General features: G+C 57.4%; 19 protein-coding genes. 10 read left to right on the top strand and 9 right to left on the bottom strand.

From position 1 onward, the window contains the following. Positions 1-368: 368 nt before the first annotated feature. Both sodB and B2A78_RS03860 read right to left on the bottom strand, forming a co-directional pair. Entirely contained in the window at positions 369-950 is a 582-nt protein-coding gene (gene sodB / locus B2A78_RS03865; RefSeq protein WP_077728592.1) for a superoxide dismutase [Fe], read from the bottom strand. A gap of 271 nt (positions 951-1,221) precedes the next feature. Next, positions 1,222-1,683 carry an SgcJ/EcaC family oxidoreductase gene (locus B2A78_RS03860; RefSeq protein ID WP_077728591.1) on the bottom strand — a complete coding sequence of 154 codons (462 nt, stop codon included), beginning with the start codon at positions 1,681-1,683 and terminating at the stop codon, positions 1,222-1,224. A 127-nt stretch (positions 1,684-1,810) separates the two neighbouring features. On the opposite strand from B2A78_RS03860, the gene B2A78_RS03855 reads away from it, so the two are divergent. The 7 genes from B2A78_RS03855 to B2A78_RS03825 all read left to right on the top strand — a co-directional run bounded on the left by B2A78_RS03855 (position 1,811) and on the right by B2A78_RS03825 (position 7,369). Continuing rightward, positions 1,811-2,734, top strand: a complete 924-nt coding sequence (locus B2A78_RS03855; protein ID WP_077728590.1) for a LysR family transcriptional regulator — start codon at positions 1,811-1,813, stop codon at positions 2,732-2,734. Positions 2,735-2,800: 66 nt separating this feature from the next. Beyond that, positions 2,801-3,274, top strand: a complete 474-nt coding sequence (locus B2A78_RS03850; protein WP_077728589.1) for a CYTH domain-containing protein — start codon at positions 2,801-2,803, stop codon at positions 3,272-3,274. Positions 3,275-3,354: 80 nt separating this feature from the next. Further along, positions 3,355-3,912, top strand: coding sequence for an SRPBCC family protein (locus B2A78_RS03845; RefSeq protein ID WP_077728588.1), 558 nt, complete (start codon positions 3,355-3,357; stop codon positions 3,910-3,912). A 363-nt stretch (positions 3,913-4,275) separates the two neighbouring features. Then, entirely contained in the window at positions 4,276-4,455 is a 180-nt protein-coding gene (locus tag B2A78_RS03840) for a hypothetical protein (RefSeq protein ID WP_077728587.1), read from the top strand. Between the two features lie 43 nt (positions 4,456-4,498). Then, positions 4,499-4,882, top strand: coding sequence for a hypothetical protein (locus B2A78_RS03835; RefSeq protein ID WP_240502392.1), 384 nt, complete (start codon positions 4,499-4,501; stop codon positions 4,880-4,882). A 477-nt stretch (positions 4,883-5,359) separates the two neighbouring features. Then, positions 5,360-6,754, top strand: coding sequence for a sodium:solute symporter family protein (locus tag B2A78_RS03830; RefSeq protein WP_205780657.1), 1,395 nt, complete (start codon positions 5,360-5,362; stop codon positions 6,752-6,754). 9 nt (positions 6,755-6,763) lie between these two features. Then, entirely contained in the window at positions 6,764-7,369 is a 606-nt protein-coding gene (locus B2A78_RS03825; RefSeq protein ID WP_077728585.1) for a CPBP family intramembrane glutamic endopeptidase, read from the top strand. Positions 7,370-7,460: 91 nt separating this feature from the next. Here the strand turns inward: B2A78_RS03825 and B2A78_RS03820 are convergent, their stop codons facing one another. The 3 genes from B2A78_RS03820 to B2A78_RS03810 are packed head-to-tail and all read right to left on the bottom strand — an operon-like array spanning position 7,461 to position 11,235. Beyond that, positions 7,461-8,591, bottom strand: coding sequence for an XdhC/CoxI family protein (locus tag B2A78_RS03820; RefSeq protein WP_077728584.1), 1,131 nt, complete (start codon positions 8,589-8,591; stop codon positions 7,461-7,463). Between the two features lie 11 nt (positions 8,592-8,602). Next, positions 8,603-10,771: a xanthine dehydrogenase family protein molybdopterin-binding subunit gene (locus B2A78_RS03815; RefSeq protein ID WP_077728583.1), complete on the bottom strand. Its 2,169-nt coding sequence runs from the start codon at positions 10,769-10,771 to the stop codon at positions 8,603-8,605. Positions 10,772-10,773: 2 nt separating this feature from the next. Then, positions 10,774-11,235, bottom strand: a complete 462-nt coding sequence (locus tag B2A78_RS03810; RefSeq protein ID WP_077728582.1) for a (2Fe-2S)-binding protein — start codon at positions 11,233-11,235, stop codon at positions 10,774-10,776. Between the two features lie 86 nt (positions 11,236-11,321). Here B2A78_RS03810 and B2A78_RS03805 point away from each other — a divergent pair, with 86 nt between their 5' ends. Beyond that, on the top strand, positions 11,322-11,942 hold the full coding sequence (locus tag B2A78_RS03805; RefSeq protein WP_077728581.1) for a nucleotidyltransferase family protein: 621 nt from the start codon (positions 11,322-11,324) through the stop codon (positions 11,940-11,942). A gap of 69 nt (positions 11,943-12,011) precedes the next feature. Here the strand turns inward: B2A78_RS03805 and greB are convergent, their stop codons facing one another. The 4 genes from greB to smrA form a co-directional block, all read right to left on the bottom strand. Continuing rightward, positions 12,012-12,518, bottom strand: coding sequence for a transcription elongation factor GreB (gene greB / locus B2A78_RS03800; RefSeq protein WP_077728580.1), 507 nt, complete (start codon positions 12,516-12,518; stop codon positions 12,012-12,014). A 42-nt stretch (positions 12,519-12,560) separates the two neighbouring features. After that, the gene (locus B2A78_RS03795; RefSeq protein WP_077728579.1) at positions 12,561-13,652 is read right to left on the bottom strand and encodes an aminoglycoside phosphotransferase family protein; all 1,092 of its coding nucleotides are present in this window, start codon (positions 13,650-13,652) and stop codon (positions 12,561-12,563) included. Positions 13,653-13,828: 176 nt separating this feature from the next. Further along, positions 13,829-14,128: a GIY-YIG nuclease family protein gene (locus B2A78_RS03790; protein ID WP_077728578.1), complete on the bottom strand. Its 300-nt coding sequence runs from the start codon at positions 14,126-14,128 to the stop codon at positions 13,829-13,831. 335 nt (positions 14,129-14,463) lie between these two features. After that, positions 14,464-15,060, bottom strand: a complete 597-nt coding sequence (smrA, locus tag B2A78_RS03785) for a DNA endonuclease SmrA (RefSeq protein ID WP_077728577.1) — start codon at positions 15,058-15,060, stop codon at positions 14,464-14,466. 221 nt (positions 15,061-15,281) lie between these two features. On the opposite strand from smrA, the gene B2A78_RS03780 reads away from it, so the two are divergent. Both B2A78_RS03780 and B2A78_RS03775 read left to right on the top strand, forming a co-directional pair. Then, the gene (locus B2A78_RS03780) at positions 15,282-16,511 is read left to right on the top strand and encodes a CapA family protein (protein WP_077728576.1); all 1,230 of its coding nucleotides are present in this window, start codon (positions 15,282-15,284) and stop codon (positions 16,509-16,511) included. A gap of 239 nt (positions 16,512-16,750) precedes the next feature. Then, a complete protein-coding gene (locus B2A78_RS03775; RefSeq protein ID WP_077728575.1) occupies positions 16,751-18,304 on the top strand; it encodes an MBOAT family O-acyltransferase in 1,554 nt (517 codons plus the stop codon). Positions 18,305-18,316 lie beyond the last annotated feature (12 nt).

Raw genomic sequence — 18,316 nt, 5'->3', positions numbered from 1 at the left:
GGCTTGTCGAATGCTCTCGTGAGCCTGTCGAAGGGACATGAACGGAATTCACTTATTCAGAGCTTCCTTAACTGTAGACGTTTGCGCTCTTCCCTCCGGGTGGATTGCGCTGGCCACTGCGCTCCCTGATTAGGCGACAAAAAAGCCGTTAATCGAAAACGATTAACGGCCTCGTAAAATGATTTGGATCGACGAACTGCCGATCCGTTATTTATTATTAACCCGGCCTATAAATATAGGCCGGGTTAATCCGGGGCAGGGATGCCCCGGCGCGGCGACAAGCCGCGTGAGCCCAGGCCGGGCGTGTACCGGGCCTGGGCGGCGGCCCGAAATACCAGGAGGGTATTTACGGGCCTGATTAATAATACCTAAACGCCGAAATTCTTCTCGACGAAATCCCAGTTGACCAGGTTCCAGAATGACTCGACGTATTTCGGACGGGCGTTGCGATAGTCGATGTAGTAGGCATGCTCCCAAACGTCGCAGGTGAGCAGCGGCGTTTGATTGCTCGTCATTGGGTTGCCGGCGTTGCTGGTGCTGACGATCGCGAGACTGCCGTCTGCGTTCTTCACCAGCCAAGCCCAGCCCGAACCGAATGTGCCGATGGCGCACTTGGTGAATTCTTCTTTGAACTTTTCGAACGAGCCGAACGATTGATTGATCGCGCCGGCCAATGCTCCGGCGGGTTCTCCGCCGCCGTTAGGTTTCAGGCAATTCCAATAGAACGTGTGATTCCAGACTTGAGCGGCGTTGTTGAAAATACCGCCCGAGGATTTCTTGATGATGTCTTCCAGGGACAGATTCTCGAATTCGGTCCCGCCGATCAGGTTATTGAGGTTGGTGACATACGTCTGATGATGTTTACCGTAATGGTATTCGAGAGTTTCTGCAGAGATATGCGGCTCCAACGCATTCTTGGCATAAGGTAACGGGGGAAGTTCATGAGTCATCAGATTCTCCTTTTGTCTATTGATAAAATCAGCACACCCAATCGTGTCGACGGGTGAAATTCCAACTTAAATAGTAGGGAATATAGTCTAACATCCGAAAGGCAACGCAAAAAGCATGTGAAGCATCGATCGACATGTCCGTCCTCTTTTCCTTTGACAAAAAAAAGAGCTTCCCATGAAGCTCTTTTTCGGAATACCTGATTCTCAGGTCGATTTCGGACCATCGCTGTTTTTACCTCTCAACAGGTGGATTGGCCATTCTCTTTAGACTTTAAATCTTGTGGTTACCGGTCCATTGCTGGACTTGCGCCTTCCAGCTTCCGTCCGCTTGACGTTTCAATACACTGTAAAGTACCCCGTCGTAGCGATACTTCATCACTTGCGACGGACCTTGCAGCGTCTTGATGTCGGACAACTTCGTCGTTGCGACGATGGTATCGTCCTTCTCGCCGCGCACATCGACGACATCCATCGCATAAACGCCTTTCTGAATCAGTGTTTGCCAAAACGCGCGGATTTCGCCGACACTTTTCGATACTGAACCGTTAGGCTGTACCAGCATTGCATTATCGGCATACAAAGACAGAATCTCGTCGACTTTGCCTTTGGCGAAAGCCGCATTCCACTTTGCAATACTGGACTCCGCAATTTGTCTAACATCTTCGGCTGCCTGGGACGCTCCCGTTCCCGAGGCGGCGATTAATGCGACTATCAGTCCTAAGCTACGTCTCATGTGACCACCTCCTGAGGCTAAAACTTTTTGCCCACGACTGTAGACTATAGAGCAACAAAGTTGGTTTACAATATCTAATAACCTTTACGAATTGTTTCCATAATTAAAACTATTAACTCGGATCACCATGGATAAATTGACTAGCATGTTGGTATTCACCAAGGTCGCGAAAGCCGGGAGTTTCGCTTCGGCTGCCAAAGAACTCGGACTGTCCCGAGCCATGGCGACCAAGCACGTGATGCAACTGGAAAACGGCCTCGGAATCAGGCTGTTGAACCGCACGACCCGAAATCTCAGCCTCACCGAGGTTGGAATGGTTTATCTGGAACGCTGCCTGCAGATTCTCGACGAAATGGAAGAAATGGAAATCGCCGTCACCCGGTTGCAAACGGAACCCCGCGGAACTCTCAAGGTGAATGCGACGCCGTTCTTCGGCGCGTACCATTTGGCACCGGCGATAGCCGCCTACATGGAGGCGTTTCCGGAGGTGAACGTCGAGCTGGTGCTGCAGGCGGGCTATATCGATTTGATCGAGGAAGGATTCGACCTTGCGATTCATCTCGACGAAATGCGCGATTCCAGTCTGATCGCCCGCAAGCTGGGCAGCTCTCAGCGTATCGTTTGCGGCTCGCCCCAGTACTTCAATAAGCACGGAATACCCAAGACGCCGGACGATCTCCGTAAGCACAACTGCTTGACCAACTCCAGCTTGCCGCCGCGCGACCAATGGCAGTTCAGCATACCCGGCGGCGAAACCACCGTGGTCAAGGTCACCGGCAACATGGAAGCAAATGTCGCAGATGCCTTGCGCATGGCCGCGATCAACGGTCTGGGCTTGGTGTTGCTGCCGACTTATATGGTCGGCCAGGACATCCGCAAAGGCAGACTGAACCCGGTGCTCACCGATTACGTACCGGCGCCCTTGGAGATTCATGCGGTTTACCCGCATCGCAAGCACTTGTCGGCCAAAGTTAGAACCTTCGTCGATTTCTTGAGCGAACGGTTTCATCCGAAACCCTACTGGGAAGACTGGGCGGATGCACAGGAATAAGCGCTGCATTCGGATCGCGGCTCTCGACCGAGACCGCATCACCTTCTTCCACGGCAGATATCGACGATGGCGCTTGAAATCGAACGTAAATTTTTGGTCCTAAACGACAGTTGGCGCAATTCGGTCAGGGATTCCGCCTATTTTCGTCAGGGGTATCTCAATAACGAAATCCATTGCTCGGTCCGGGTGAGGGTTTGCGGCGACCGGGCCTGGCTCAACATCAAGAGCGTTACCATAGGTACCCAGCGGCAGGAGTTCGAATACGAAATTCCGGCAAACGACGCTCACACCATGTTGAGCACCTTGAGCCGCAGGCCCCTAATCGAAAAAACCCGGTACTTCGTCGACGTGGGGCCCCATACATGGGAAATCGACGTTTTCGAGGGCGACAACACCGGCCTCGTGGTCGCGGAAATCGAACTGGGAAATCCGGACGAAACGTTCGAGAAACCCGGCTGGTTGGGTGAAGAAGTGACTTACGATCCGCGTTATTACAACACGAGTTTGTCGACGAACCCCTATAATAGCTGGCAAGATTAAGTCCAGCGGAGGAGCGTTCCTCCGTCGTTCTTCCGGACTCTCAACGGAAATTTGGCTTCCTGGCCGCCGGGGTCGGCAATATGACGACTTTTTTCTTCATCGTGCTGCTATTCGCCGTCTTGATCTTGGCGGCGACGTTCGTCGGGAGAAAATTGCCGAAAACCCATGTGGCCGCCAGCCGGATCCGCCTTAGCGCCCCGCCGAATAAGGTTTGGGACATCATCAATGATTTCGAATCTTACGCGACGTGGCGGCCGGGATTGCACCGTACCGAGCGCGGTCCCGATATCGACGGGCTGCCCAGCTGGTACGAAATCTGTTCCCAGCATAGCCGAGTACATTTTCGAGTAGTCGAACGTAAACTGCCTTCACGCCTCGTCACCAAAATCGTCGGCGACGACCTTCCCTTGAGCGGTACTTGGATTTACGAACTCGAAGAAGACGGCGACGGTACCGTTTTGACCATCACCGAGCAGGAAAACATCCATAATCCGCTGCTTCGATTCTTCGACCGTTTTGTAATCTGTTATTACGGCGTCATGGATGTCTATCTGATTGCCCTGGCGATTAAGCTAGGCGACTCGGCCAGACCGCAACACCTCAGCCTCAAAATCGACGATTCGAGCATGACCGCCTGATCCGTCGGCGTAAAGACGCGCCACGTGATTCGGAGACGGCTGTCGTGAGCGGATATCGATCACGCCGGCGACCTCATCGCTCGCCCAAAATAATCGAAGCGCCCTAGTTGACAGGACTTACAAGCCGGGCATAAAGTATTGACCCGATACCAAAAGCAGCGGCCGGGCGTTCCCGCATGCCCTGCTGCAGCCTGAAAAGTATCGATAGGGCCCCGTTTCCCGGGTTCCAAAACGGGCTTCTTCGTATTCTAAACGCAGAAACCGCAATGACCTTATACCTTTTATCGGCATCTGCGGCAACTCTGGCTCCTAACAACCCCTGGCCATTGAAGGCCAGCTTATAACCGGATTAGGGTGAAAAAAATGAATGTCGAGAACCAAGCAGTAAAGAAAGATTATTTCTGGATTTATGTCGCTCTCGCAACGATCGCGCTGGTCGGCGTCATCGCGATGGTGAAGTTGAGTGAAAACGACAAATACGACCCGATTCGCCAGCAACTGTCCGAAGAGGCGGCCCAAATGAATATCCGAGTTTTGAACTAATCGTCGCCTCGTATTACGAGACCACCATCAAGAGGTCACCTTCATGAGAACAAGAGCGTTAAGTTCCAAATTACTTTGCGTGTTGGCCGCCGTCTTCTTTTCCTGCGGCACGGCGTTTGCGGCCGAATATATAGAGCGAACCCTCATGGGAAATACGATACCGGCGCAAAAATGTGCCGCAAAGGACGAAGCCTCGCAAAAAGCTACCGATAAGTACACCATCGACAAATTCACAAGACGGTTCTGCGAAACGCAAGGCTACGGATGGTATGTTTCCGAAGCTAAAGACCAAGGGAAGCTGGTTTGCGAGGAATGCAGCGGCGATGCCTCCGGAGCAGGTAAATACAGATGCCACGTGGAGGATATCGTCGTAGCCTGTAAGCGCCTCAAACCGGGCTCGGTAGGGCTGTTTCCCGGAGAAGGTTAAAAAAGGTTAAAACCGATCGCCCCCGCTGAACTCGGCAGTCAGGCGAAAGCTGCCATCGGTTCAGCGGTTTCCGGCGATATGCCGCAATAATATCGCCAATATCGCCTGACGTTTGCCTTTACCCCCTCGTCGACGGCGATGACAAACACCTAGAATACTCGGGCAAAGGCTTCAAGCCGAGTTCCCAAGCCCATGCCCAAGCCCCTGGTCTGCCAGACAAAGCAAACTCTCCTTCTAACAAAAGCGAGACGAGAATGGCGCCAGGCGCGATCAACCGACCTGTTCGACGAACGTCCGACAACGGTTCGGCGCGTATCAGCCTAGAATTGACCGCTTTCCAGGGCGGATATTCTTCCATCACATCAACCCTTTACGCGTATTCGACGCATCACAGCGCAAGTTTTAATCTGTGGTGCCATTTTCCGTTAGAATTACGCGCCCATCGCCTCACCAATTTGCCTTAGTGTGCTGCCGCCCATGAATATCGTGCTGCTCGGCATCGTCGCCTACATCCTGGTCCAGCTGCTGATCGGCATGCTGGTGTCCAGACATATATCCAGCGAGGACGATTATCTTTTAGCCGGCCGTAGGCTTGGGCTTAAGCTAGGCACTTTCACGGTTTTCGCCACCTGGTTCGGGGCGGAAACCTGCATCGGGGCCGCCGGATCGATCTACCAGTCAGGACTTTCCGGCGGGTCTGCCGATCCTTTCGGCTATGCCGCTTGTCTCCTTCTGATGGGACTCTTTTTCGCGGTGCCCCTTTGGCGCAGAAAACTCACGACTTTGGCGGATTTGTTCCGAATCCGTTATTCCCCCAAAGTCGAGCGGCTGGCGGTGCTCATGCTCGCCCCGACGTCCATCATGTGGGCCGCGGCACAGATTCGTGCGTTCGGACAAGTCATTTCGGCCTCTTCCGATTTCGAGGTCGAAATCGCCATCACGATAGCGGCGACGGTGGTCATTATTTATACGGTTTACGGCGGTTTGTTCGCCGATGTCATCACCGACCTGATCCAGGGCATCGCGCTCATCGTCGGCCTTGCCGTTCTTTTTTACGCCGTAACCAAGGCCAACGGCGGCTTAGCAGAAAGTTTCGGTGCGATCGAGCCATCTCGACTCAGGCTGTTCGGCGGCGGCGAGAAACCACTGCTGGAAGTGATTGAAACTTGGGCGATACCGATCACCGGCTCATTGTTCGCTCAGGAGCTGTGCGCACGCATCCTGGCGAGCCGCTCCCATCATGTCGCCCGAGCGAGCTGTCTGGCGGGAGGCGGACTGTATCTGCTGGCCGGATCGATTCCGGTCTTTATCGGACTGCTCGGCGTTCACCTGCTGCCGGAACTCGAAAATCCGGAGCAGATCCTGCCGAGACTCGCGCAAGAGCACCTCTCCACTTTTGCCTACGTGCTGTTCGCCGGAGCCCTGATTTCCGCGATTCTCTCGACCGTGGACAGCGCCCTCCTCGCCGCCTCGGCTCTGGTTTCCCATAACCTCGTGATCCCTTTGGCGGGAAACGTATCCGAATCCGGCAAGGTCCGCATTGCCCGCACCGGCGTGTTGATCTTCGGTATCGTGGCCTATGTGTTGGCGCTCTACGCCGAAGGCGTGTATGCGCTTGTGGAAGAGGCGTCAGCCTTCGGCGGCGCACCGATTTTCGTCGTCATCCTGCTCGGCTTGTTCACTCGCATCGGCCAAGCCAAAAGCGCTGCCGCAGCGCTGGTCGTCGGCATGACCGTGTGGCTGATCGGCAGTTATGCGCTGGAGCTGGCGACCCCTTATCTGGCATCTCTGGCGGCCAGCTTAATAGCCTATCTTTCCGTGGCCGTTTGGGAAAATCGTACCTTGAATACGGCTGCTGAAGCCTCCACATGATGTGAAACCATGTTAGACCAACAACCCCCCACTCGATATAACCAATTCCTGAAGATCGCCACCTGGTTCGAAGGCGGCCTGATTCTCCTTGCCTACGTGATAGGCTGGGCGGTTTCGATCAATCCGTTGGCGCATATCGGATTCAGCCCGATGGCCTTGGTTTGGGGCATCGTGGGCACATTGCCCCTCTATTTGCTGTTTGCCCTGTCCTATAACCTGCCTTGGAGCGGCATGCGTGCGGTAAAGAACTTCTTGGTAGAAAAACTAGGGCCTTTTCTGAGCCGCTATCGCTGGCAAGAATTGCTGTACCTGGGCTTTTTGGCCGGCATTTCCGAAGAAATCCTGTTTCGCGGCCTGCTTCAGCCCTGGTTCGAACAAAACTGGGGATGGATAGGCGGCATCGCCTTCAGCAACTTGGTATTTGCCCTGGTGCATTGGGTCACGCCTCTTTATGCACTGCTTGCCGGACTTACCGGCGTTTATCTCGGGATCGCGCTCGATTTCGGCGGCGAACGCAATCTGGTCATCCCCATTCTCATCCATGCCATCTACGACTTCCTGGCTTTCATCGCCGTGGCACAGACCTACCGTCGGGAAAAAAGCCGGTCGTTCTGATCCGCTGGTTACTCGGGCCTATGTGTCGGCAAAGAATTGCCGACCTACGTCTGGCCGAGAATTCCCGCGCCGGCGTATCGCGGAAAGCGCACTAGGCCCGGCTATCGTGTATCGGCGCTTCGCGGTACTTGAGGGGTGCCCCCGAACGGTCGGACGAGACGGCCAGGATTTCGGCGATGATGGACAAGGCTACCTGTTCCGGCGTTTCCGCGCCGATGTCCAGGCCGACGGGACCGTGGAGGCGACCTAGTCGAGCTTCATCTAAGCTCAAACCGTCTTGGGCCAATTCTTCGAGCATCTTTTGAGTGCGCTTACGCGGACCGAGCATGCCGATATAAGACACTGGCGAATGCAACAAATGGGCGAGAATGGCCCGGTCGTGATGATAATTGTGATTCATTACCACCGCCGCGCCGGCTCCTTCGAGCGAAATCTCGTTCGCCACGGCGTCGGCCCGGCACAAACGCACCTCGTCCGCCATCGGAAAGCGCTCCCGTGCGGCATACGCGGGGCGGCCATCGACTACCGTGACATCCCAGCCTAGCCGTTTGGCCAGATCCGCCAAGGGAATCGCGTCATGGCCGGCACCGAAGATGATCAAAGCCAACGGCGGCCGGATCGCTTCGACGAAAATCTCGAGCTCGCCCGAACCGCTGCCGTAAGTTTTTAGTTCCGATCGGCCGCTGCTCAACACCATCCGTGCATCGTCGACGATTCGCTCGGCATACGGGCTTTGTCCAAGTTCTCCGCCGATGGCGTTATCCGCGCCGATCCATAGACGCTCACCCGATCGGTGACGAAGATCGCCTCCGCAGCCGACGACCACGGCCACCGCTAGCGATCGGCGTGATCCGAGACTATTTTCGACGGCCTGAAGATAGGCAGGAATCTCCCCTTGCAACAGCGGCTCGACCAGGACGCGGATCACGCCGTTGCAACCCAGCGCCAGCCCAAACACCAAATCCGCATCGGAGGTATGGTCGTAAGTAACAATGGCCGGCCGACCGGCCGCGGCAATGTCTTCGGAGCGGGCGCAGATATCGGCTTCCAGGCAGCCGCCGCTGATGCCGCCGACCATCGAGCCGTCTTCCAGAATCAGCAGGCGCGCGCCGGCACGCCGATAGGTGGAGCCTCTAGCTTCGATCACCGTTGCGAGGGCGCGCGGCTTCGTGCCGTCCTTGAGTGCGGACAGGATGTCCTGCAATTCCTTGCTTTGCGACATGGTGATTTCCCTTAAGCGGTTTTGAGATCGTGCTTGGACAAAGGCAGCGAGCGGACGCGTTTGCCCGTCGCGGCGAACAGTGCATTGGCAACGGCCGGCGCCAGCGGCGGCACCCCGGGTTCGCCCACGCCGGACGGCGGCTCCCGGCTAGGTACGATGTGCACCTCGACCGCCGGCATCTCGTCGATCCGCAAGATCGGATAGTCGGTGAAATTGCTCTGCTCCACTTCGCCCTTGTTCAGAGTGATTTCCCCGTAGAGCGCCGCGGAAAGCGCCCAGACGATGCCGCTTTCCATTTGCGCCGCGATGGTGTCCGGGTTGACCACTTGGCCGCAATCGATGACACAGACGACCCGATGCACTCTGGGTTGTCCGCCCTCCACCGAAACCTCGGCGACTTGCGCCACATAGCTGCCGAACGAGGAATGCACGGCGATGCCGCGCCCGCGGCCTTTCGCGAGGGCCGAGCCCCAGCCGGCTTTCTTCGCCGCCAGTTCGAGGACGCCCCGATGCCGGGGATGCTTCGTCAGCAGTTCATACCGCAACCGGTACGGGTCCTTGCCGACGGCATGCGCGACTTCGTCGATGAAGCTTTCGACCACGAATGCGGTATGCGAATGACCCACCGAACGCCACCACAGCACCGGAATGTCGAGCTTGGGACTGTGCAGATCGACGCGGATGTTCGGAATCGCATAGGGCAGATCGGCCGCTCCTTCGACGGATGACACATCGACTCCGTCCCGCACCATTGCACCTTCGAACGGCGTCCCGATGGCGATGGATTGGCCGACGATGGTATGGGTCCAGGCGACCAGCCTGCCTTTCGCATCGAGGCCTGCGGTCAGCCGGTCGTGGAAGGCCGGGCGATAGTAGCCGCCCTTGATGTCGTCCTCGCGGGTCCAAACCACCTTGACCGGTTTCTTCACCGCCTTCGCGACGTGTACGGCCTCGCTGACGAAATCGGACTGCGGGTTTCCCCGCCGACCGAAACCGCCCCCGAGGAAAGTGGTGTGAAGCTCGACCTGTTCCGGCTTGAGCCCTGCGATGGTAGCCGCCCGGTTGCGGTCGGCTGTCTGGAACTGGGTGCCGGTCCAAATCTCGCAGCGGTCCTCGCGAAGATCCACCGTGCAGTTCAAGGGCTCCATGGGAGCGTGGGCCAGATAAGGCACTTCGTACTCGGCGCTGAACGGTTTGGCGATTTTGGCGAGAATGCCGGTTGCATCGCCTCTTTCCTTGGCCGGAAGCCCCGACATCCTGGCCAATCGGGCGAAATCCTCGCGAAGCTTCGCGGAAGAGAGATCGGCATTCGCCCCGCGATCCCACACGATCTCCAGAGCATCGCGTCCCTTCTTGGCCGACCAGAAATCCTTAGCCACCACGGCGATACCGGACGGAACCTGAACCACGTCCACCACGCCGGCAACGGCTTTGGACTTGGCGGCATCGAAGCTCTTCACTTCGGCGCCGAACACCGGCGGCCGCGCAATCAGGGCGGTCAACAGCCCCGGCAACTGCACGTCCATCCCGAATTGGGCCGTGCCGTTGGTCTTGGCCGGCGTATCGAGACGGCGGGTCGGCTTGCCGATCAGCTTGAACTGCTTGGGATCTTTAAGTTTAACTTGGGCCGGCATCGGCAGCTCGGCGGCCTTGGCGCTCAATGCACCGTAGGACAGGCGCCGCCGGGTCGGCGTATGGATGACATAGCCGTTCTCGGCACGACAGGAGTCCGGCTTGACCTTCCAGGTATCGGCGGCGGCCTGAATCAAAAGCGTCCGCCCGGCCGCACCCACCTTGCGGAGCTGCTCCCAGGAGGTCGCGACGCTCGTGCTGCCGCCCGTAGCCTGTATGTTCCAGACGGTATGGTTGTAAACCGGCGCAACCGGAGCGGCTTCGACCCTGACCTTGCTCCAGTAGGCCTCCAGCTCGTCGGCCACCAGCATCGCGAGGGAGGTGTAAACGCCCTGTCCCATTTCGGACTTGTTGATCAGGATCGTGACGGTTTCATCCTCGCCGATGCGGATGAAGGCATTGGGCGGATAAGTTTTGGCCGGATCTTCCGCCGCCATGGCGAACTTCATGGTGCGCGGCAGATAAAAGGCAATGACCAGGCTGCCTCCGAGCGCCGCGGACGATTTGAGGAATTGCCGGCGTCCCGGATTGGCGGGTTCGATGCTCATGGCTAAGCTCCTTTTGCCATATCCGCGGCCCGGCGTATCGCCTTGCGGATGCGTTGATAGGTTCCGCAGCGGCACAACATGCCGGACATCGCAGTGTCGATATCGGCATCGCCGGGATTGGGATTTTTTGCGAGCAGCGCAGCGGCCGCCATGATCTGGCCCGACTGGCAGTAGCCGCATTGCGGCACGTCCACTTCGATCCAGGCTTTCTGTACCGGATGATCGCCCTGTGCGGACAAGCCTTCGATGGTCGTCACCTGTTTGCCGCCCACGCTGGACACCGGGGTGATGCAGGCGCGAGCCTGTTCGCCGTCGACATGTACGGTACACGCGCCGCACACGGCCACGCCGCAGCCGTACTTGGTGCCGGTGAGCCCGAGATGATCCCGCAGAACCCAGAGCAAGGGGGTGTCTCCGGAAACGTCCACTTGATAACTTTTGCCGTTGACGTTCAGCGCGATCATGTGTTCCCTCCTCTGGCTATAATGGAAACCGCACTGGACATGCGGTTTAAGATGTCTATTCGGCAAAATGCCCGAGGCGCCCAACGATGTCAACCAACCCGAACCAGCCGGAAATCGGCCTGGTGCTGCTTGCCGCAGGAGGCTCCCGGCGTCTCGGCAAGCCCAAACAGCTGCTGCACCATCGCGGAGAAAGCCTCCTGCGCCGGGCGGCGAAGTCGGCCCTGGCCTCACGATGCTCGAAAATCGCAGTCATTCTTGGCGCTGACGCCGAGGCATGCGCCCACGAACTCGAAGAGCTTCAGCTGCTGACCGTTATCAATCCGGAATGGGAAGAAGGCATCGGCAGCTCGATCCGGATGGGAGTGACGGCGCTCAACAGCGCGGCGCCGGAGCTGGACGCGGTGCTTCTGGCTTTGTGCGATCAGGCTTTGATCGATTACCGCCATTTGAACGGCCTGGTCGAGGCTTTCTGCACATCCCGCCCGACTGTGGTCGCCTCCCGGTATGGCGATGCCTTCGGCGCACCGGCGGTGTTTCACCGTTCGCTTTTCGGCGATTTGGCTGGTCTTGCGGGCGATGAAGGCGCAAAGAAAATCATCGTGCGGCATCTTCGATCCACCCTATTCGTCGACTTGCCGGAAGCCGGCATTGATGTCGATACGGTCGAGGATTACGCACGCCTGACAGGTTCGCCGAGAAGCGGCTGAACGTTGCGCGCGCCTTGAACAGCGGACGGCGGCGAGTTGGAACGCCGGCGCAATCGGGCCCGAACGACTTCAGGACCTCTCCGGCTTGTAACCGATGTCCACGATCACGCATCGCAGCGGTCCCGTGGGCGCATTGACGATCACTTCGTCGTCGATGGCTTTCTTGAGCAGGGCTCTAGCCATGGGCGAATCGACGCTGATCCAGCCTTTCTGCGGATCGAATTCGTCGGGACCCACGATACGATACGTGGATTCCTCGCCATCGGCGTTCTCGAGTGTGACCCAGGCACCGAAAAAGACGCGCTCCCGGTCCGAGGGCAATTGGGCGACGACTTTAAGCTCCGGCAGCCGTTTCTGCAGGTAGCGGATGCGCCGGTCGATCTCTCTTAGTTCTTTTTTCCGGTAGATGTATTCGGCATTCTCCGACCGGTCACCTTCGGCGGCAGCGGCCGAAAGATGCTTGGTCACATCGGCGCGGCGCTCCCAAAGCCCCTTGAGTTCGGCCCGAAGCTTCTCCGCGCCTTCCGCAGTGATGTAAGGTGAGGATTTGGAGGATGGAGGCCGCCAGCGCGCCATGTCGATATACAGTGACTCTTTTTGTTTTGGCGGAGAAGTATATCAAGGCCGCTCGTCGATCACGTTCCGGATGAATTTTTCCTGTGCCTCGACGCTTTCCGCCAAACGGAACTGGACCAGAGCCCGCTGCAAGTTCTGCCCCGGCTGCTCGACCTTGAAATAGCGGTCGCCTTCCAAGTGGTCGGTCAGGAAACGTAAACCGAGCTCCAAGGGAAGCAGCCGAATCGCGTCGTACAAATAGTAGCGCTCGATGTCCGTCAAAAAAGCCCCGGTTTCGGCGAAATAAGTCCGGAGAATGGCACGGCAGACGTCGAGATCGAACGTCACTTTCGCGGAATCGTCCGCCGCTTCGCCCGATCGATTGCAGCAGGAGCGGAGGCAATCCCCCAAGTCGTAATGAACGAGTCCCGGCTTCACCGTGTCGAGATCGATCAGACTGGCGGCGCGTCCGCTCTGCGCGTCGAACAGCACGTTATTGAGCTTGGGATCGCCGTGGATGACTCTGAGGGGTAGCTTGGCCTCTTCCAGAACGGCAAAAACAGAGCGGCGGGCGTTCACGAAATCCAGGGCGAAACGAAGCTCCGCATTTTCCGAGGCCCCTACGCCATTGGCGACGACTCGATCGAAACGGGCGAGGTACCGGGGTGCGATGTGAAATCCAGGCAAGGTGTCGTGCAGCAAACAGGCATCGAGATCGCTGGTCAAGGCATGGAACCGACCCAGGGCATAACCCACATTTTCCGCCTGGGCGGAATCCTGCAAGGTGTTTTGGCTCCGTGTATCCGGAATGAAGCTGAGGGCGCGCCAAAAGTCGCCCTCATCGTCGACCCAGAAGCTTAAGCCGGCGCGGGTGGGCCGAATTTCGGGAAATCTCAGATCGCGGACGGCGTCGGTGCCGGCTTGACGTTCCGTAATATGGCTCAACAGAACCCGCAGGTTCTCCATGATCAACCGGGGCTCCGGGAAAACCCGACGGTTGATGCGTTGAAGAACGAATCGCCCCCCGCCAGGCGGTTCGGCGACAACCAGAAAAGTATCGTTGATCAGCCCTTCGCCCAAAGGCTCGACGCTCAGATGGCCGTCTTCGTCCACGAAATGGCGAGCAATGCGGTTTCCGATTTCGCTCAAGTCCATGATCGTTCGAACTTCTCCAAATGGCAAACGGTCCATTCCGCGGGCGCCTATGCTCTGCTCTGATCGTTATACACAAATACTCGCGAGACTCGAATCACGCCCTCAGACTCGTCATTCCGGCAGGGATGCCGGAATCTAGGGCCAGGGATGGTAGTTGGCCAGTCACCAAAAACTTCTCACGAACTGGCAGTCAAATTCGTCCACAAATCCCGCCACTCCGGATTACTCTGCTCGATTAAGCCCAGCTTTGCAACGCGGGGCCATCTCTTGATTTGCTTTTCCCGCAAGATGGCGCTTTCCATCTGCTCGTGGAGTTCGTACCAAACCAGATGGTGAACCTCGTATCGCTTCGTAAATCCCTCGATAAATCCATTTCGATGTTGGAAAACCCGTTTGATCAAATCCGAGGTCACTCCAACATAGAGTGTCCCGTTCCGCCGACGGGTGAGAATGTACACACAAGGTTGTTTATCCATATAGGGACAACTGTTGTTTATCGAGAGAGGTTCACGAGTTCATCGATAAATTTGTGGAGATCGGGGAGCTACCCTCCTTGGCACTGGATTCCGGCATCCCTGCCGGAATGACGGATTCGGAGGCATTATTCGAATCACGCAGACACTTGCGTATAAAGCTGAGAGCTCCGCTTGGGCGCTATGCCCGAGAAGCTCCGGCTTCTCGCAGCCGCATGCGAATCGAGACGCAGGAGCGTCTCGAAATAGGTTCCCAAAAGGGAGTTTGGGAACCAGCGTAAAACGGGATGCGGAAGTAGTAGATCGGGAATCCCTTCTCGACGCATCTGCTGCGACGGTCAGGGTACGGGTTTGCCCGAGGACAGCCCCAGGCGTTCGCGGGTCTTCTCCTTCTGTTTCTCGCTCTTGCGGAGCAGCAGATACACCGCGCCGGCGCCGCCGTGCCACTTCTGCGCGCTGTGAAAAGCCATAATCTCCGGAAACATCGGCAGCCAACGCGTCAGATAGCTCTTCAGCAAGGGCTTCTGCTCCTTGTTACCGCGCCCCTTGCCGTGGCTGATCAGAGCCGATCGCACGTCGTGGCGCACGCAGTCGCGGATGAATCGATAGACTTCGTGGCGCGCCTGCTCCACCGTCAGACCGTGTAAGTCCAACATCGCTTCGATCGTGTAGCCGCCCTGCTGCAGCTTGCGAAAGACGCCGTTTTGAATGCCGTCGCGCTTGAAACTGATGATGGCCTCGGGATGAACGAATTCGACGAACGCCGTCGGAAGCTGGTTTTCATCGAAGGCAGTACCGCGCTGGGCCGATTCGCGCCTGTAAAGCTGGCCGGGCGTGGGCGCCTCGCGATGGGTCAGAATGGCTCGGCCGGATTGATCGATGGGCCGGACATCGGCCATTTCTTGCTGAAATAATTTTAGGTCGTCGTCGGTCATATCTTTTACCTCGATCTAATGTCGAGTTCGTGCGACGGGTTTGACGATCGTTGTCATGATCGATGTTCGTTTCGATCCGAACTCGGTCCGCGCCGACGGGCAGCAGCCGTCGAAAGGCTTACGCCTAGAGCATAACAAACTTTACCGGTAGACACGGAAGATTCCCGATGCTATCGGCTGAAACCAAAGCCGGATTATGTCGACGGAAAACGGGATGATCTATGAACCGCAGTCGCCGAAAGTTTCTCTTACGCTACGGCATTGCCGGCCTGGGCCTGCTCGCCGCCCGCGAACCGTTTCGACAACTCTACGGGAAAGAGGTTTCTCCCATGGAACAGACTCCCCACAGAACCAAGCTTTTTTTGTGCGGCGACGTGATGACCGGCCGGGGCATAGACCAGATCCTGCCGCAGCCCAGCGATCCCCAGCTCTACGAGCCCTATGTCAGGAACGCCAAGATTTACGTCAAGCTGGCGGAACGGCTCAATGGCCCCATCTCTCAACCCGCCGATTTCTCCTACGTTTGGGGCGATGCCCTCGCCGAACTCGAGCGTGCCGGACCGGATGTTCGCGTGATCAACCTCGAGACGGCGATCACTGCCAGCGACGAGTACTGGCCCGACAAAGGCATCAACTACCGGATGCATCCGGCCAACACCCCCTGCCTCACCGCTGCCCGGATCGATTGCTGCGTACTGGCCAACAATCATGTGCTCGACTGGGGCTATCAAGGGCTGGCCGACACTTTGGACACCTTGAAACAAGCCTCGCTGAAAACCGCGGGTGCCGGCCGAAACAGCCGGGAAGCGGAAGCCCCGGCGGTACTGAATCTGGCCGGCAAGGGGCGTGTCCTGGTTTTCGGCTTCGGCTGCGATTCGAGCGGAATCCCGCCCGAATGGGCAGCGGCGGACGACAAGCCCGGCGTGAATTGGCTGCCGGATTTGTCGTTCGAAACCGCGCATCGGCTTGCCGATCGAATAAGACACATCAAACAGGAGCGGGATATCGTCGTGGCATCCATACACTGGGGAGGCAATTGGGGCTACGCGATTCCCGACGAGCAGCGACGTTTCGCGCATGCATTGATCGACGAAGCCGGCGTCGACGTGATCCACGGCCATTCGTCCCACCATCCCAAGGCCGTGGAGGTTTACCGGGACAAGCTCATCCTCTACGGCTGCGGCGATTTCATCAACGATTACGAGGGCATCGAAGGCTACGAATCCTTCCGGGGCGATTTGGCGCTGATGTATTTCCCGACCGTGAATCCCGCCGACGGAACACTGTCGGATCTCGAAATGGTCCCGCTGCACATGAGGCAGTTTCGCTTGAACCGACCTTCCGCGGATGACTTCCGCTGGATTCGGGACCGGCTCGACCGGGAAACCGACAAGTTCGGCGAAGCCGTGGAAACGCTCGATGAGCGGCGTTTGGTCCTGCGCTGGCGCTGATCGAGTAGTTTGAATCCGACTTCTCAATCGCATTGCCGCTAAGGTAACAGGCGTCGGTGCGGCGTCGCGCGCCGCACGAATCGAATCGCGGGAAAAACGTGGGCGACCATGCGTCATGGCTTCGCCTAAAATTGTTATGGCCGTTCGGATCGCCCGCTCTTTTCGGAACCTAGGATATTTATATATAGGCCATGTAAGATACGTCGCCGTAAGCGCGCATCGGAAAACAAATAGAAGAAATGTTATTCAACTCGGTCGAATTCCTGTTTTTCTTTCTACCCGTCCTGCTGTTCGCTTTTTTCCGATTGGGGCGCCACAGTCGGCGACTCGCCGCCCTTTGGCTGACCGCCGGATCCCTGCTCTTCTATGGCTGGTGGAACCCGGCATATCTCGGCCTTCTGCTCGCCTCCATCGTTTTCAACTATCTGGTCGGCTACGCGATCGCACGCGGCAACGACATCGGCTCCATCCGCCGCAAGCGGTTTCTAACACTAGGGATAACGGTGGATCTCGCGTTGCTCGGGTACTACAAGTACGCGAATTTTTTCATCGATAGCGTCAATGCCGTCTTCGGCACTAGCCATGGCATTGCTGAAATCGTCCTACCTCTCGGCATTTCGTTTTTCACCTTCACCCAGATTGCCTTCCTCGTGGATGCCGCTCGCGGCGAAGCCAAGGAATTCGATTTCGTCCACTATAGTTTGTTCGTGACTTATTTCCCGCATCTGATCGCTGGTCCGGTATTGCATCATAAGGAAATGATGCCCCAGTTCGGCCAGGCATCGACGTATCGTTTCAGCCACGAGCACCTGACGGTCGGGCTGACGGTTTTTGCCATGGGCTTGTTCAAGAAAGTCGGCCTGGCCGATGGTGTCGCTCCCTATGTCTCGGCGGTATTCGACGCCGCCGAGAGAGGGGAGGTTCTCGGCCTCTTTCAAGCCTGGGGCGGTACGTTGGCGTACAGCTTACAGCTCTATTTCGATTTCTCGGGTTACTCCGATATGGCGATCGGGCTCTCATATATGATCGGCGTACGTCTGCCGATCAATTTCAATTCGCCCTATAAAGCGGTCAACATCGCCGACTTCTGGCGCCGCTGGCACATGACTCTGTCTCGGTTCCTGCGCGACTATCTCTACATTCCATTGGGCGGCAACAGAAAGGGACCGGTCCGCCGCTATGTCAATCTGATGACCACTATGTTACTGGGCGGACTTTGGCACGGCGCGGGCTGGACATTCGTCTTGTGGGGCGGTCTGCACGGCCTGTATCTGATTATTCATCAAGTTTGGCAGGCGCTCCGCGCTCGCTTGGGCCACGATCCCGCCCGCACCTCGATCGGCGGACGCATCCTGGGCGTGACCCTGACATTCCTGGCCGTTCTGTTGGGCTGGGTTTTCTTTCGTGCGCCGACTGTAGCCGGCGCGCTGTCTATTCTGCGCAGCATGGCCGGGTTGAACGGCGTCACTCTACCGGACGCCGTTGCGTTGCGCATTGGCCCGGTGGCGGCATGGCTCGGTGAATTGGGAATAGTGTTCACGCCCGGTGGAGGCCACGAGTTCCTCATGAATTTCGTTTGGCTCGCCGTACTCCTGCCAATCGTATTCCTGGCGCCCAATACCCAGCAGATCATGCAGCGTTTCAGGCCGTTTTTGGACTATCACTCGAAGGCCGACGGTTCGCGCCTCGCTTGGTCGGCCGAATGGAGATGGGCGCTGGCGATGGCTTTTGTGCTGGCCTCCGGCTTATTGTCGCTGACCCGACCGAGCGAATTTCTTTATTTCCAGTTCTGAAAGTCTCGAACC

Source organism: Methylocaldum sp. 14B (assembly GCF_002005105.1).
GTDB lineage: Bacteria > Pseudomonadota > Gammaproteobacteria > Methylococcales > Methylococcaceae > Methylocaldum.
Note: the sequence above shows the minus strand (reverse complement) of the source record. Positions and strands in the feature narration are given on the sequence as shown.